Genomic DNA, 13,393 nt, shown 5'->3' with positions numbered 1-13,393 from the left:
TTCGTATCGATATCCTCTATGGGCTATCCCATTGTAGATATTACTGAACGACTGCTAAAATATCACTTTCGCGAATGATTAAGTATTCATTGCCTTCATATTTTACTTCAGTACCTGCAAACTTAGAATAGATGATATGATCACCTTGTGAAACTTCAAGTGCAATCTTCTCACCGTTATCCGTTACACGACCTGTTCCAACCGCTACGATTTTACCTTCTTGAGGCTTTTCTTTCGCAGAGTCTGGAAGCACGATACCGCTTGCAGTAGTTTGTTCTTCCTCTACTAATTCAATTACAATACGATCACCTAGTGGCTTTAACAATTAGGACACCCTCCTTAATAAGGTTCGTTTTCTTGTTTTGTGTCGATTATTAGCACTCTATAATGCTGAGTGCTAACACAATTCTTATCATAATCAATTCATCCCCGTTTTTCAAGTAAAAAAAATAGATTTTTTATCAGCAAATTTCAACAAAGTTTTCACATGCTGATCCCTTATTCCTTCCGCGTGGTTTTTAAACTATGATAAAATACATAAGGTAAATCATGTTACATTTATTTGGACAAAGGGTAAGCTTCTCTTAGGTCTCACCCATTTAAAAACATTGTTTGGTATGAATGTTATTTGTGACTATATCTATAAATAGACCGATGAAGTTTATATTTTTTTAATTGAAAAAGGAGCCGTGCCTAGATGCCTAAACGATATTGGTTCATTATTCTAACTTATGTGATTACTCAGCTATCCGCGATCGTTGGAATGCCGCTTGTTGTGTTTGCTTTTGGCTTGAGTAAATCTGATGCTATTGCAGTGTGGTCGGTGATCAGCTTCACGATCGCTACCATCATCATGCTGGGCTTATTAAAGAAAGATATGAAACAGGCTTCCTTACGGGAAGATCGATCAGGTCCTGGAAAGATTATACTTTGGTCGATTCTAGGGGTATTTCTTGCCTTATTTTCTCAAGGAATAGCTGCGCTGATAGAAACAGAGGTCTTCGGAGTTCCAGCTGGTTCAGAAAATACGATGAACTTAATGGAGATCGCAAGACAATCCCCATTGTTTATTCTTCTGCCGGTTGTGTTTGCACCTATTACGGAGGAAATTATCTTTCGTAAAGTCATCTTTGGTTCCATTTACAAAAGAACTAACTTCTTTATAGCTGTTCTAGTATCTGCGCTCATATTTGGAGCGTTCCACTTCGATTTCAAACATATGCTTGTCTATTTCTCCATGGGCGTTGTGTTTGCCTTCTTGTATGTCAAAACGAAGAGCATCATTACACCCATTATTGCTCATATGGCGATGAATTCTTTCGTTGTGTTCACTCAATTCTTTATTTCCGAAGAAGAAATCCGCCGTATGCAGGAGCAATTGCAGACGATTCTGTTTGGAGGGCTTATGTAGTATGAGGATGTCACCTATATTTATGGCCCTGCTTTACTTTGCAATGGGGGCAGCATTCACCTATATTGCTGCCCATTCTGCGGAGGAGAGTTTATGGAATTTCAGAACGATACTGCCCGCCCTCATTGCCACTTTTAATTTCGCTGTCACGATTCGCTTAACCATCACTTATATCAAAATTAAAAAAGCTAAGAAATAATTCTTAAATTTAGAGTATTATCGGAGGAGACCTTGTTATGCACCAGATTCTTAAAGGAAAGCGAGTACAGCTTCAAGCTCTTATGGATGAAGATTTAGAAACGATGCTTTCGTGGTATTCCAACTCTACCTTCTTAAGAAGATTAGATGCGTTACCCGCTAAACCAACCACACTCGATTCACTTAAGAAATGGCGGGACGATGCTAGTGAACGGGACAATCATTTTCTATTCTCTATCCGTGATGACAAAACGTTTGTAGGGTATATTGAACTTGATGGGATCCTTTGGACGCAGCGAAATGGCTGGGTTACCATCGCCATTGGAGATCCTTCGCTGCAAGGAAAAGGTTATGGAACAGAGGCTATGTCATTATTGTTAGATTACGCTTTTTATGAAATCAACCTGCACCGTATCCAGCTCACCGTTTTTTCCTACAATCAGCCGGCTATATGGTTGTATGAACATCTAGGTTTTACATATGAAGGAGCTCAGCGGGAGTTTATTTTGCGTGACGATGAAGCTTATGACATGTACATATACGGTATGCTCAGGCGAGAATGGATCGAAAAAAGAACGACGCTTTCGAAGTCTTAAAACGAAAAGAACCGCTTAACAGAGTTCCCTGCTCTTTTAAGCGGTTCTTTTTTTATTAAGCTCGTTTAGTTTGTTGATCATTCTGCACGCCTTTTAAAATAAACGAAAAAGGAATGGCAAGGGTGAGTACGCCAGCCGAGACGAGGAACGCTTCATTCAATGTCTGCAGCGTGGCAGCCTGCATGCCCACATCGGAAGCTGCTGCAATTTGCGCTCGTCTCACTTCATAGTAAATTGAAAAGAAAACAATGCTGAGCGATGAGGAGATTTGCCTGATGATATTGTTCATAGCCGACCCTTGCGCGACTAGACTTTCCGGAATCGCGTTCATTCCAGACGTTGTGGCAGGCATGTTTCCCATCCCCATTCCTAATCCGCGAATTGTATTAAGGACGAGGATCAGCCAAAACGGTGTGGAGAGCTGCAGCATTCCTAGTCCAAATGTAGCTCCAGCCATGATGGCCAGTCCTGGTGGAACAACATATTTTGGACCTTTCTTATCTAGCAGGCGTCCTCCAATAGACATAAACAAACCACTGGCCACTGCTGCAGGGAGAAACAGGAGTCCTGTCATGACTTCCGACAAACCATACACATTTTGGATAAGTAATGGCAATAAGAAAATCCCTGAAAATAGTCCGATGGATGCTGAGGAAGTGACAACAATTGAAAACGTGTATGTTGGAACTTTAAACACAGATAGATTAAGCAATGGATCTCGTTGACGGTTTTCGTAAAAGACGAATCCGACTATTGCTAATAATCCGCCGGCTATCAGCACTATATTTAAAGGATCACCTAACGTCTCAACGCTGCGTCCTCTTCCTAATGCATACAAAATCGAGCCGATCCCGGCTGTAATCATGATAAATCCGATATAATCAAAGCGTTTTTCTGGATTAGTTTCCGTCGGTTCAAGAAACTTCATAGACAAAATAAGCCCTATAAGACCAAATGGAATGTTAAAAACAAATAGCCAGGGCCAGTCCAGAAATTGAATGATTAAGCCGCCGACTGTCGGCCCAACTGCCGGGGCAACCATGGCCGCTACCCCATACACTCCTACAGCCAGTCCCCGCTCCTCGCGGGGAAATGAATTAAATATCAGGGCCATCGCGATGGGCATCATTAACCCGCCGGCCATCCCCTGGATAGCCCTCGAGAAAATGATCATGCCTAGTGATTGCGAGAATACCCCACATAACGATCCCACAATAAAGATGCATAACCCCGTTACATACACCTTCTTTTTTCCAAAACGATCTCCAAAGTAGCCTGTTAACGGCATGGTCATCCCCATCGACACCATGAATATCGTCAAAATCCACCCTACCGTCACGGCATTAGAATTAAAAATTTCTATGAACCTTGGTAGTGTAGGATTAAGCATGCTGTTGTTTAAAATAACTGTAAAAGTTCCAAAAAGCACAGAAACGACAACCAACCACTTGTGGGGCAATTTCTTCATTCTTCCCCCTCCCTCCATTATCCAGACATCTAAGCTATTCCCTCTATACCCCTTCATACCAAGCATTAACCTCATTTAGTGGAACTTGAGAAACTATAGGTTCAGGCACAAAAATGGGTGACTTTCATACACTATCCTAAAAGGAGGGGCTACTATGAATCATTTAGCTTTGCTTTACTTGGCCTGTATTTTAGCAGGTTTCGCCTTAGCCAACTTACCAACCTCATCAGTGATTACCGCTGGAATCGTCAGCTTCTTTAATATTATTGGTGGAATTGCGATCATCGTCTTCTCACTGGCATTACTGTATCTCGGTGTCAAAGCTCTCATAAATAAGTAATTCCGAAAGTATAAAGAGACCGCCTCCATAAGGGCGGTCTCTTTACGTTGATAAATTACAATAGGAGCTTACTCTTCTTCTATTAAAGGATAATGCTTAAGAAAATACACAAGGGCCTGCAGTTCAATAGCCAGGTCTATATGATGAACCCGGACGCTTGTGGGTACTGTGATCCGAGCCGGCGTAAAGTTCAGCACACCTGATATTCCCGCTTTCACCAGTCTATCGGCAATTCCCTGTGCTGCTGAAGCAGGAACTGTTAAGATCGCAACATCTATCCCCTTCATATGTTGTTCTAAGTTATCAATATGCTCAACTGGCACGCCGCCAACTTCTTCTCCGATTCGGTCCGAATTCGCATCGAAGGCTATCTCTATTTTAGTGTTATTGTTTTTTGTGAAATTATAGTTCAAGAAGGCTGTTCCTAGATTTCCGACCCCTATTAGAGCAACTTTAGTCGTCTCATCCTGATCCAGTGTCTTTCTGAAAAAGGAAAGCAAATATTCGACATTATATCCATATCCCTTTTTCCCTAGGGCTCCGAAATAGGAAAAGTCTCTGCGGATCGTGGCCGAATCAACTTTCACAGCTTCGCTGAGCTCTTTTGAGGAGACACGCATCTTCCCTTGGCCATGCAGATTGTTCAAAAAGCGATAATATAATGGCAGCCGCTTCGCTGTTGCCTGTGGAATCTTCGTATGCTCTACATCCATTTCTCTACCTCCCCGACCCGTCTTCTCTCCGGTAATCTCCGCTCTTTCCACCTGTTTTCTCCTCTAGAAAAGTAGGCCCGATCACCATGCCTTTATCCACTGCTTTACACATGTCATATACTGTTAAAGCCGTTGCCGAAGCGGCGGTTAAAGCTTCCATTTCTACACCGGTACTGCCTTTCGTTTTCACCTCTGCTTCGATCAGCAATTGATAGCCATTATCCACTTGCCAATCAAAGCGAACATCAATGCCTTTTAACGAAAGCGGATGACACATCGGTATCCAATCGGGTGTCTTTTTCGCTGCCATGATGCCGGCAATTTGAGCAACAGCTAGTACGTCACCCTTTGCCATCGTCTGGTTGGTTATTTTTTGATAAATCGATTCATTCACAGTCACGCTTGTCTTAGCTACAGCTGTCCGAACCGTATCATTTTTTTCGGATATATCGACCATTCTGGCGCGTCCCTGGTCATTAAAATGAGTAAATTCAGCCATGTCCAAACTCCTTTTTGCCAAATCAGTTAATGAAACAGTACTCTTATTCTACCAAAAAATCAACTCAAAGTCGTTGAGGCGCCCCTTAACTAGAAGCTGCACGTCTTGCTACTCTTGACCCATATAAGATACACTTAATCCATTGAGGTGAAACGACATGATTCTCATGCAATTAAATCAATTAACGAAGCGTTTTGGAGCTGAGTTAATTTTATCGAATATTAAACTGGAAGTTCAAATGAATGACCGTATTGCTATTGTGGGCCGAAATGGGTCTGGTAAAAGTACTCTGTTAAAAATGATGGCTGGGGAATTGAGCTATGACTCTGGGGATATTTTCAAGCCTAAAGATGTGACGATGGAGTATTTAGCTCAAAATACCGGATTGGATTCTGAGGAATCGATTTGGAACGAGATGGAGAAGGTATTTGCTCATTTAAAAGGGATTGAAAAAGAATTACGTAACATGGAAACAGAGATGGCAGATCCAGACCTGCTTGATGATCAAGAGGCCTATCAGAAATTGCTGTCAAGCTACGATGAGCGCCAGGATTATTTTAAACTCGCAGGTGGCTATCATTATGAAGCAGACATAAAAGCTGTCCTCAACGGATTGAATTTTCATGACTTCGATTGGAATACGCCGATCACTTCCTTAAGCGGGGGTCAGAAAACAAGACTAGCTCTAGGAAAACTGCTATTAACGAAACCTGACATTCTCATCCTGGACGAGCCAACCAACCACCTGGATATTGAAACTCTTTCCTGGCTTGAAGGTTATTTGCAAGGGTATGAAGGGGCCGTGGTGATCGTTTCCCACGATCGGTACTTTTTAGATAAGATTGTGAATACGGTTTATGAAATTGCCCATCAAGGTTCAAAGAAATATCACGGGAATTACAGTAATTATTTGCAAAAGAAAGAAGCCGATTATGAACTTGAGTTGAAGAACTTTGAGAAGCAGCAGTCGGAAATCAAGCGAATGGAAGAGTTTATCCAGAAGAATATTGTACGTGCCACGACTAGTAAGCGGGCACAAAGCCGTAGAAAGCAGCTTGAAAAAATGGACAAGCTCGATAAACCGAAAATCGATCAATCCTCTGCTTCCTTCAGCTTTCAAGTGAATAAGAAGAGTGGAAATGATGTGTTGAAACTAAATGATCTATCTTTCCGATATGAACCTGATTCTCCTTTGTTATTTGATCATTTATCTATAAGTTTACAAAGAGGAGATTCAGTTGCCTTAGTCGGACCAAATGGCGTCGGAAAAACAACTTTGCTCAAAACCATAATTGGGGAATTAAAAGCAGGCGGTACAATGGCGCTTGGGACCAATGTTCAAATTGGTTACTATGACCAGGAACAAACAAAGTTGAACTCAAGGAAAACTGTATTAAACGAACTCTGGGATGATTATCCTTTGAAAAATGAGAAAGATATTCGCACGATACTCGGTAATTTCCTGTTCTCCGGCGACGATGTGCTAAAGCCGGTTTCTGCTTTAAGTGGGGGAGAAAAGGCGCGTTTATCTCTGGCTAAGCTTATGATGCAGGAAGCTAATTTCCTCATCCTCGATGAGCCGACAAACCATTTGGACCTTGATAGTAAAGAGGTTCTTGAATCAGCTCTTATTGATTATCCGGGAACACTGCTGTTTGTTTCACACGACCGTTACTTTATAAACAAAATAGCCACTCAAGTTGTTGAGATGCATCCGAAAGAAACACGCACGTTCCTCGGTGATTATGATTACTTTGTTCAGAAGAAACAAGAGGAGCTGGAGCTTCAACAGCTTGAGGAGGCCGAAGCTGCCAACCAAATTACAGAGAATAATAAAGAAGCTCAAACTAAGAATAGTTTTCAACAGGATAAGGCTAACAAACGGGAAGAACGCAAGCGCCAACGCAGAATTATTGAGATTGAACAACAAATTGAAGAAATCGAAAGTAAAATTGAGGAAATTGATTCTTTATTATGTGATCCCGAGGTCTATCAAGATCACGAGAAATCTCTTGAACTCACCGAAAGTAATCAAAGTTACCAACAACAAATCGAAACCCTCATGGAAGAATGGGAACAACTCCATGTGTAAAACCCATAAAATTACCACCTCAGGTCATCCAGAATCTGGATGACCTGAGGTGGTTTTTATTCCCAATCTAAATGTATATTGGCGTATGTGTTACTTTTAGATATCCACAGCTTATTCACTCATACTAAATTGATTTAGCAGTTCTCAACAACTTTATTCACACAATCCACAAAAACAGCCTAAGTTATCCACAATTATGGTAACGATATCATTTGAATAATATCTTTTTCTGTCCACACTTATCCACTGTATAAATATGCATTTGTGTATAACCTATTTCAAAAAATAAACTTCCCTTCAGACGCGCAAAGGAAAGTTTATCATGTCTAATCATTGTCTTTTCGCTGACCGTATCTTTCTAAACTTAAGGCAGGATTTGCATTCAAATCATAGCCCGCTCTATGTCCCTGATTAAAAGCTACAGCCCCCGCCGCAGCAATCATGGCAGCATTATCCGTACACAAGTGCAAGGGAGGAATCAGCAGATCCGTATCAGTTCCTTCAAACTTCTCATGAAGTGCTTTTCTCAACCCCTGATTCGCTGCCACACCTCCAGCAACAATGATTTGTTTTATTCCATAATCTTTTGCTGCCCGATATGCTTTTGTGGATAACACATCCACGACACTCGCTTGGAAACTTGCAGCTACATCTTCAGGTTTCAGAGTCTCTCCCTTTTGCTTCGCATTGTGCAACTTGTTGATAACTGCAGATTTCAACCCGCTAAAACTGAAATCATAAGAATCTGCTTCCAGCCAGGCCCGCGGAAAGTCAATTACTTCTTCACCTTCAGCCGCTAACTTGTCGATATGAGGTCCACCTGGGTAAGGAAGCTTAAGTGTGCGAGCTACTTTATCATAGGCTTCTCCTGCCGCATCGTCCCTCGTCTCGCCAATAACTTCGAAGGATCCGTGCTCCTTCATTAAGATCAGCTCAGTATGGCCTCCTGACACTACTAATGACAGTAAAGGAAACGTGAATTCCTTCTCTAAGCGATTAGCATAAATGTGCCCGGCTATATGATGAACTCCGATAAGCGGTTTTTCTTTTGCAAATGCCAGCGCCTTTGCCGCATTTACTCCGACGAGCAACGCGCCCACCAAACCTGGGCCCTCTGTAACCGCGATCGCATTCATATCATCTGCCTTAAGAGCACCCTCTTCCAAGGCTGTCTCTAAAGTTAGTGTGATTTGTTCAATATGGTGTCTTGAGGCAATCTCAGGAACCACTCCCCCAAACCTCTTATGACTTTCAATTTGGGAAGCGACCACATTCGCTACTAACTCCCGTTCATTTTTCACAATGGCCACGGCCGTTTCATCACAACTTGTTTCAATCGCTAATACATATTGATCTTGCGTCATTTTAATCCCACCCACATCACTAATGCATCTTCGCCATTATCTGTATAATAATTTTTCCGAACGCCTCCAGGGACAAGCCCAAACTTACGGTAGAGATGTTGAGCTGGTGTATTGGAAACACGCACTTCTAAACTCAATTGAATCGCACCCATCTCTATCGCTTCTTCAAATGACCTTCGAAAAAGCTGCTCTCCGTATTTATTCCCTCTATATTCAGGATGGATCGCAATATTGGTGACATGGGCCTCATCAATAATCAGCCATAGACCACAATAGCCAAAAATCGCCCCATCCTGCTCAATTACCAAGTAGTGGGCATACGGATTCTCTCCGTTAACCTCATTCATAAATGTATCTTTGGTCCAGGGAACAGCAAATGTTGCATGCTCTACTATCATAACTTGCTCAATATCTTCAACCTTCATCTCACGTATGATCACCATTTACTTCTTCTCCTGCTCCGCAAGCCACTTAGCCTCTGCCTCTGGTAAACGTAGATAGTTAGGAACAAGTCCATGGATACCATCTGGCTCTTTCTCTGCCCCTGCTAACGCGATTAATGAGGGACGAGCATAGTGGAAAGCAGCGCCTGGAATAACTGCCTGTTCTCCAAGAACTTCGATAATCATTTCTTTAAATCCCTGTATATCCTGACTTAAAAATAGAACGGGCTTATCTATGCCTTTTAACTGTTCCAGCCAATCTTCCATCAGGATGTTTACCTCATCCTTAACCAGTTCCATGTTTCCATCATACAAGCCCGTGTACACGAGTCCTCTTCTTGCATCAAAAAAAGGACAAACATAACCATTGAACAACTCACCTTGTCTCGCCACAGCTTCCAAACTCGATATGCCGACAGCCGGAATATTCAGTGACCAGGCCATCGTCTTAGCTGTTGTTAACCCTATCCTGACCCCCGTATAGGAACCTGGCCCGTGAGCAACAGCAATGCGATCAAGTTCTTCGGGTTTAGTAGCTGTCTCGCTCATAAGCTGTTCAATCGCCGGCATTAGGCGAAGAGAATGATTCTTTTTGATATTCGTAACAAACTCACCCGTTACGACTCCATCTTTCATGACGGCAATTCCCATTACGTAATTTGATGTATCTATGGCTAACACATTCATTTTCTAAACTCCTTACAAATCTCTTCAAAATGGTTAGAGTAAGGCTGCAACTTTATTCTCCGCTTCGTCTCACTCAGGTACTCGATTGTAATATCTAACCTTTCGTCAGGCAAATACTCCTTAATAAATTGAGACCACTCGACAACCGTCACTCCGTCTCCTTCAAAAAATTCCTCAAAACCTAAATCCTCATCACTATCCTCAAGACGATACACATCCATATGATATAAAGGAAGTCTACCCATGTACTCTTTTATAATGGTAAACGTAGGGCTATTTACCGTCCGTGTGACACCCAGCCCTTTAGCAAGCCCTTTCGTAAAAGTTGTCTTTCCAGCACCTAAATCGCCTTCCAGTGTGAGCACATCTCCTGGAGCTAGGTGCTCAGCTAACTCCTCCGAGAAGAGGAGCGTCTCCCCTTCAGAGTCTGTCGTCCATTCATATCTTTTCACTTAATCACGACCTTCTTGCAAATGTGTGTACCCTGATTTTTCTAATCGTTCAGTCTGTCCATCCTTGGTTAAGTATACCAGACCCTTGCCTTCTGTGGCGTCCGATACATATCCAATTTTCGTGACTGTTAAATTTATATCCTCAGCTTTTTGCTGAACTTCCAGCCATTCATGCTCTGAAACCGCACCAAGTAACTCAAAGTCCTCACCGCCAGATAGGAACCATCCTTGATATTGATCAGGAAAAAGCTCAGCTACGGAAGAGTGATAAGGAATTGAGTCGTAAGTAATATGTAGATCTACACACGAAGCTCTAGCCACTTCATTTCCTTCACTGGCAATCCCATCACTCACATCGTTTAATGCCACTCTTTTGAGAGAACTTAATTGTTCGGCAAAAGTAACACGTGGGGTTGGCTCACAATGCCTTTTGATTAAATACTCATTGTTTATATTCTTTTTCATACATTCAAGACCAGCTCTCGAGTCACCCAATGTCCCCGTAACAAAAAGTATATCCCCGGGGAGAGCAGCTGTACGATATCTCGCCTTGTTTCTTTCCACATATCCGAACACTGTAATGGAGATTACGAATTCCTTCCCGGATACCGTATCTCCCCCAATCATGTCCATCCGATACTCATCACCAAGAGAATTCATTCCACGATATACTTCTCTCAGTTCTTGTTCCTCCCAATCAGAGGGGATAACAATCGACACCATGAAAAAAACAGGCTCTGCACCCATAGCAGCCAGATCACTTATATTGGCTGCTAATGCTCGGTAGCCAATATAATAAGGTTCCATAGCTTCTCGTGAAAAATGAACACCATCTACCATTGTATCTACAGCCGTGACAATATCTCGTGTGTTTTGACGGAAAACGGCAGCATCATCATCAATTCCTTTAATGAGTGAGGATTGACGATAGCTGTCAGGTTTAATTGAGTCAATAAAAGAAAATTCATCCATGTAAGATTCCTCCACTGTTAACAATCGTTATATTTATTATACCAATGGAAGCTACTATTTAAAAAACTCAGTGAAAAATATCATTATAATTAAGAAAAGCCTTAGGAAAGTATTCCTAAGGCTTGGAAAGTTAAATTTAAAGTTAATGGCGGTCCGGACGGGACTCGAACCCGCGACCTCCTGCGTGACAGGCAGGCATTCTAACCAGCTGAACTACCGGACCAGTTCTTTTAAAAACTGGTTTTAAATCATTCAAGAGATCTATTGTTTCAAGTTACTGTAAGTATTTTGGTTGCGGGGGCAGGATTTGAACCTGCGACCTCCGGGTTATGAGCCCGACGAGCTACCAGACTGCTCTACCCCGCGATAATGTGGATGAACCTTTATTTGGTTCCCATAATATTTTTTGTAAGACTGCTCCTCACGTTGTAAGTGACTTCGGGGAAGCCTACGCTCGTCGCAAGACCTACAGGGATGTTTTAGCAAGAAGTTTTTCGGTCTTGCTCTACCCCGCGATAATGTGGGTGAACCTTTATTTGGTTCCCATAATAAATTAATATAAATGACGTGGCCGCGTCCTACTCTCACGGGGATCGACCCGACTACCATCGGCGCTGAAGAGCTTAACTGCTGTGTTCGGCATGGGAACAGGTGTGACCTCTTCGCTGTCGCCACCACATCATTTTATAAAGAAGGGTAAACCTTCAAAACTGGATAAGACACTCAAGTTATCAAACAGTCAATGTGGACGTTTTCCTTATAGTTAAGTCATCGATTGATTAGTATCCGTCAGCTCCACGTGTCACCACGCTTCCACCTCGGACCTATCGACCTCATCGTCTCTGAGGAATCTTACTTACTTGGCGTAAGGGGAAATCTCATCTCAAGGGGGGCTNTATAGTTAAGTCATCGATTGATTAGTATCCGTCAGCTCCACGTGTCACCACGCTTCCACCTCGGACCTATCGACCTCATCGTCTCTGAGGAATCTTACTTACTTGGCGTAAGGGGAAATCTCATCTCAAGGGGGGCTTCATGCTTAGATGCTTTCAGCACTTATCCCGTCCACACGTAGCTACCCAGCGATGCTCCTGGCGGAACAACTGGTACACCAGCGGTGTGTCCATCCCGGTCCTCTCGTACTAAGGACAGCTCCTTTCAGATTTCCAACGCCCACGACGGATAGGGACCGAACTGTCTCACGACGTTCTGAACCCAGCTCGCGTACCGCTTTAATGGGCGAACAGCCCAACCCTTGGGACCGACTACAGCCCCAGGATGCGATGAGCCGACATCGAGGTGCCAAACCTCCCCGTCGATGTGGACTCTTGGGGGAGATAAGCCTGTTATCCCCGGGGTAGCTTTTATCCGTTGAGCGACGGCCCTTCCATACGGTACCGCCGGATCACTAAGCCCGACTTTCGTCCCTGCTCGACTTGTAAGTCTCGCAGTCAAGCTCCCTTGTGCCTTTACACTCTGCGAATGATTTCCAACCATTCTGAGGGAACCTTTGGGCGCCTCCGTTACTCTTTAGGAGGCGACCGCCCCAGTCAAACTGCCCACCTGACACTGTCTCCGAACCGGATCACGGTCCTGGGTTAGAATGTCCGTACAGCCAGGGTGGTATCCCCCCAGCGCCTCCACCGAAGCTAGCGCTCCGGTTTCTCAGGCTCCCACCTATCCTGTACAAGCTGTACCAACATTCAATATCAGGCTACAGTAAAGCTCCACGGGGTCTTTCCGTCCTGTCGCGGGTAATGCGCATCTTCACGCATAGTATAATTTCACCGGGTCTCTCGTTGAGACAGTGCCCAAGTCGTTGCACCTTTCGTGCGGGTCGGAACTTACCCGACAAGGAATTTCGCTACCTTAGGACCGTTATAGTTACGGCCGCCGTTTACTGGGGCTTCGGTTCAACGCTTCGCGCTTACGCGCTAACGCATCCCCTTAACCTTCCAGCACCGGGCAGGTGTCAGCCCCTATACTTCGCCTTACGGCTTCGCAGAGACCTGTGTTTTTGGTAAACAGTCGCTTGGGCCTTTTCACTGCGGCTCCTCGGCAGAGGAGCACCCCTTCTCCCGAAGTTACGGGGTCATTTTGCCGAGTTCCTTAACGAGAGTTCTCCCGCTCACCTTAGGATCCTCTCCTCGCCTACCTG

Annotated in this window: 14 protein-coding genes, 2 tRNA genes and 2 rRNA genes (1 of these 18 cut by a window edge); 5 read left to right on the top strand and 13 right to left on the bottom strand. The window is 43.6% G+C overall.

The genetic code is table 11. From position 1 onward, the window contains the following. Positions 1-40: 40 nt before the first annotated feature. The gene (gene groES / locus G6R08_RS13055) at positions 41-325 is read right to left on the bottom strand and encodes a co-chaperone GroES (RefSeq protein WP_079525677.1); all 285 of its coding nucleotides are present in this window, start codon (positions 323-325) and stop codon (positions 41-43) included. Positions 326-697: 372 nt separating this feature from the next. Here groES and G6R08_RS13050 point away from each other — a divergent pair, with 372 nt between their 5' ends. The 3 genes from G6R08_RS13050 to G6R08_RS13040 are packed head-to-tail and all read left to right on the top strand — an operon-like array spanning position 698 to position 2,205. Further along, entirely contained in the window at positions 698-1,411 is a 714-nt protein-coding gene (locus G6R08_RS13050; protein WP_163528510.1) for a CPBP family intramembrane glutamic endopeptidase, read from the top strand. Between the two features lies 1 nt (position 1,412). Beyond that, complete coding sequence (locus tag G6R08_RS13045) at positions 1,413-1,610, top strand: YdiK family protein (RefSeq protein WP_163528509.1); 198 nt, start codon at positions 1,413-1,415, stop codon at positions 1,608-1,610. 37 nt (positions 1,611-1,647) lie between these two features. Continuing rightward, a complete protein-coding gene (locus G6R08_RS13040; protein ID WP_163528507.1) occupies positions 1,648-2,205 on the top strand; it encodes a GNAT family N-acetyltransferase in 558 nt (185 codons plus the stop codon). A gap of 55 nt (positions 2,206-2,260) precedes the next feature. Here G6R08_RS13040 and G6R08_RS13035 read toward each other — a convergent pair whose 3' ends face one another. Then, positions 2,261-3,673 carry an MDR family MFS transporter gene (locus G6R08_RS13035; RefSeq protein WP_163528505.1) on the bottom strand — a complete coding sequence of 471 codons (1,413 nt, stop codon included), beginning with the start codon at positions 3,671-3,673 and terminating at the stop codon, positions 2,261-2,263. Between the two features lie 154 nt (positions 3,674-3,827). Here G6R08_RS13035 and G6R08_RS13030 point away from each other — a divergent pair, with 154 nt between their 5' ends. Continuing rightward, a complete protein-coding gene (locus tag G6R08_RS13030; RefSeq protein WP_079525667.1) occupies positions 3,828-4,013 on the top strand; it encodes a hypothetical protein in 186 nt (61 codons plus the stop codon). 68 nt (positions 4,014-4,081) lie between these two features. Here G6R08_RS13030 and G6R08_RS13025 read toward each other — a convergent pair whose 3' ends face one another. After that, positions 4,082-4,726 carry a redox-sensing transcriptional repressor Rex gene (locus G6R08_RS13025; RefSeq protein WP_163528503.1) on the bottom strand — a complete coding sequence of 215 codons (645 nt, stop codon included), beginning with the start codon at positions 4,724-4,726 and terminating at the stop codon, positions 4,082-4,084. Positions 4,727-4,730: 4 nt separating this feature from the next. Further along, positions 4,731-5,225, bottom strand: a complete 495-nt coding sequence (moaC, locus tag G6R08_RS13020) for a cyclic pyranopterin monophosphate synthase MoaC (RefSeq protein WP_163528501.1) — start codon at positions 5,223-5,225, stop codon at positions 4,731-4,733. 157 nt (positions 5,226-5,382) lie between these two features. On the opposite strand from moaC, the gene G6R08_RS13015 reads away from it, so the two are divergent. Then, a complete protein-coding gene (locus G6R08_RS13015; RefSeq protein WP_163528499.1) occupies positions 5,383-7,317 on the top strand; it encodes an ABC-F family ATP-binding cassette domain-containing protein in 1,935 nt (644 codons plus the stop codon). A 326-nt stretch (positions 7,318-7,643) separates the two neighbouring features. On the opposite strand, the gene tsaD is transcribed toward G6R08_RS13015, so the two are convergent. The 9 genes from tsaD to G6R08_RS12970 all read right to left on the bottom strand — a co-directional run. After that, positions 7,644-8,681 carry a tRNA (adenosine(37)-N6)-threonylcarbamoyltransferase complex transferase subunit TsaD gene (tsaD, locus tag G6R08_RS13010; RefSeq protein ID WP_163528496.1) on the bottom strand — a complete coding sequence of 346 codons (1,038 nt, stop codon included), beginning with the start codon at positions 8,679-8,681 and terminating at the stop codon, positions 7,644-7,646. Next, complete coding sequence (rimI, locus tag G6R08_RS13005; protein WP_163528494.1) at positions 8,678-9,124, bottom strand: ribosomal protein S18-alanine N-acetyltransferase; 447 nt, start codon at positions 9,122-9,124, stop codon at positions 8,678-8,680. The genes tsaD and rimI overlap by 4 nt, the downstream gene beginning before the upstream one ends. Beyond that, complete coding sequence (gene tsaB, locus G6R08_RS13000; protein ID WP_163528491.1) at positions 9,125-9,811, bottom strand: tRNA (adenosine(37)-N6)-threonylcarbamoyltransferase complex dimerization subunit type 1 TsaB; 687 nt, start codon at positions 9,809-9,811, stop codon at positions 9,125-9,127. After that, a complete protein-coding gene (tsaE, locus tag G6R08_RS12995; protein ID WP_163528489.1) occupies positions 9,808-10,263 on the bottom strand; it encodes a tRNA (adenosine(37)-N6)-threonylcarbamoyltransferase complex ATPase subunit type 1 TsaE in 456 nt (151 codons plus the stop codon). Before tsaE ends, tsaB begins: the two co-directional genes overlap by 4 nt. After that, on the bottom strand, positions 10,264-11,235 hold the full coding sequence (thiL, locus tag G6R08_RS12990; RefSeq protein WP_163528488.1) for a thiamine-phosphate kinase: 972 nt from the start codon (positions 11,233-11,235) through the stop codon (positions 10,264-10,266). A gap of 146 nt (positions 11,236-11,381) precedes the next feature. Beyond that, a tRNA-Asp gene (locus tag G6R08_RS12985) sits at positions 11,382-11,458 on the bottom strand. Positions 11,459-11,524: 66 nt separating this feature from the next. After that, a tRNA-Met gene (locus G6R08_RS12980) sits at positions 11,525-11,601 on the bottom strand. Between the two features lie 199 nt (positions 11,602-11,800). Further along, positions 11,801-11,914 (bottom strand): 5S ribosomal RNA (rrf, locus tag G6R08_RS12975). A gap of 218 nt (positions 11,915-12,132) precedes the next feature. Continuing rightward, positions 12,133-13,393 (bottom strand): 23S ribosomal RNA (locus G6R08_RS12970); it runs 1,662 nt beyond the window's last position.

It is taken from the genome of Halobacillus ihumii (assembly GCF_902726645.1).
Classification (GTDB): Bacteria; Bacillota; Bacilli; order Bacillales; family Halobacillaceae; genus Halobacillus_A; species Halobacillus_A ihumii.
Note: the sequence above shows the minus strand (reverse complement) of the source record. Positions and strands in the feature narration are given on the sequence as shown.

What these genes read in the sequence shown, in the direction of transcription:
- thiL (WP_163528488.1), bottom strand. Translation starts at nt 11,235, where the DNA reads ATGGATGAATTTTCTTTTATTGACTCAATTAAACCTGACAGCTATCGT.
- G6R08_RS13030 (WP_079525667.1), top strand. Translation starts at nt 3,828, where the DNA reads ATGAATCATTTAGCTTTGCTTTACTTGGCCTGTATTTTAGCAGGTTTC.
- G6R08_RS13050 (WP_163528510.1), top strand. Translation starts at nt 698, where the DNA reads ATGCCTAAACGATATTGGTTCATTATTCTAACTTATGTGATTACTCAG.
- G6R08_RS13025 (WP_163528503.1), bottom strand. Translation starts at nt 4,726, where the DNA reads ATGGATGTAGAGCATACGAAGATTCCACAGGCAACAGCGAAGCGGCTG.
- tsaB (WP_163528491.1), bottom strand. Translation starts at nt 9,811, where the DNA reads ATGAATGTGTTAGCCATAGATACATCAAATTACGTAATGGGAATTGCC.
- rimI (WP_163528494.1), bottom strand. Translation starts at nt 9,124, where the DNA reads ATGGTGATCATACGTGAGATGAAGGTTGAAGATATTGAGCAAGTTATG.
- G6R08_RS13035 (WP_163528505.1), bottom strand. Translation starts at nt 3,673, where the DNA reads ATGAAGAAATTGCCCCACAAGTGGTTGGTTGTCGTTTCTGTGCTTTTT.
- G6R08_RS13040 (WP_163528507.1), top strand. Translation starts at nt 1,648, where the DNA reads ATGCACCAGATTCTTAAAGGAAAGCGAGTACAGCTTCAAGCTCTTATG.
- G6R08_RS13015 (WP_163528499.1), top strand. Translation starts at nt 5,383, where the DNA reads ATGATTCTCATGCAATTAAATCAATTAACGAAGCGTTTTGGAGCTGAG.
- G6R08_RS13045 (WP_163528509.1), top strand. Translation starts at nt 1,413, where the DNA reads ATGAGGATGTCACCTATATTTATGGCCCTGCTTTACTTTGCAATGGGG.
- moaC (WP_163528501.1), bottom strand. Translation starts at nt 5,225, where the DNA reads ATGGCTGAATTTACTCATTTTAATGACCAGGGACGCGCCAGAATGGTC.
- tsaD (WP_163528496.1), bottom strand. Translation starts at nt 8,681, where the DNA reads ATGACGCAAGATCAATATGTATTAGCGATTGAAACAAGTTGTGATGAA.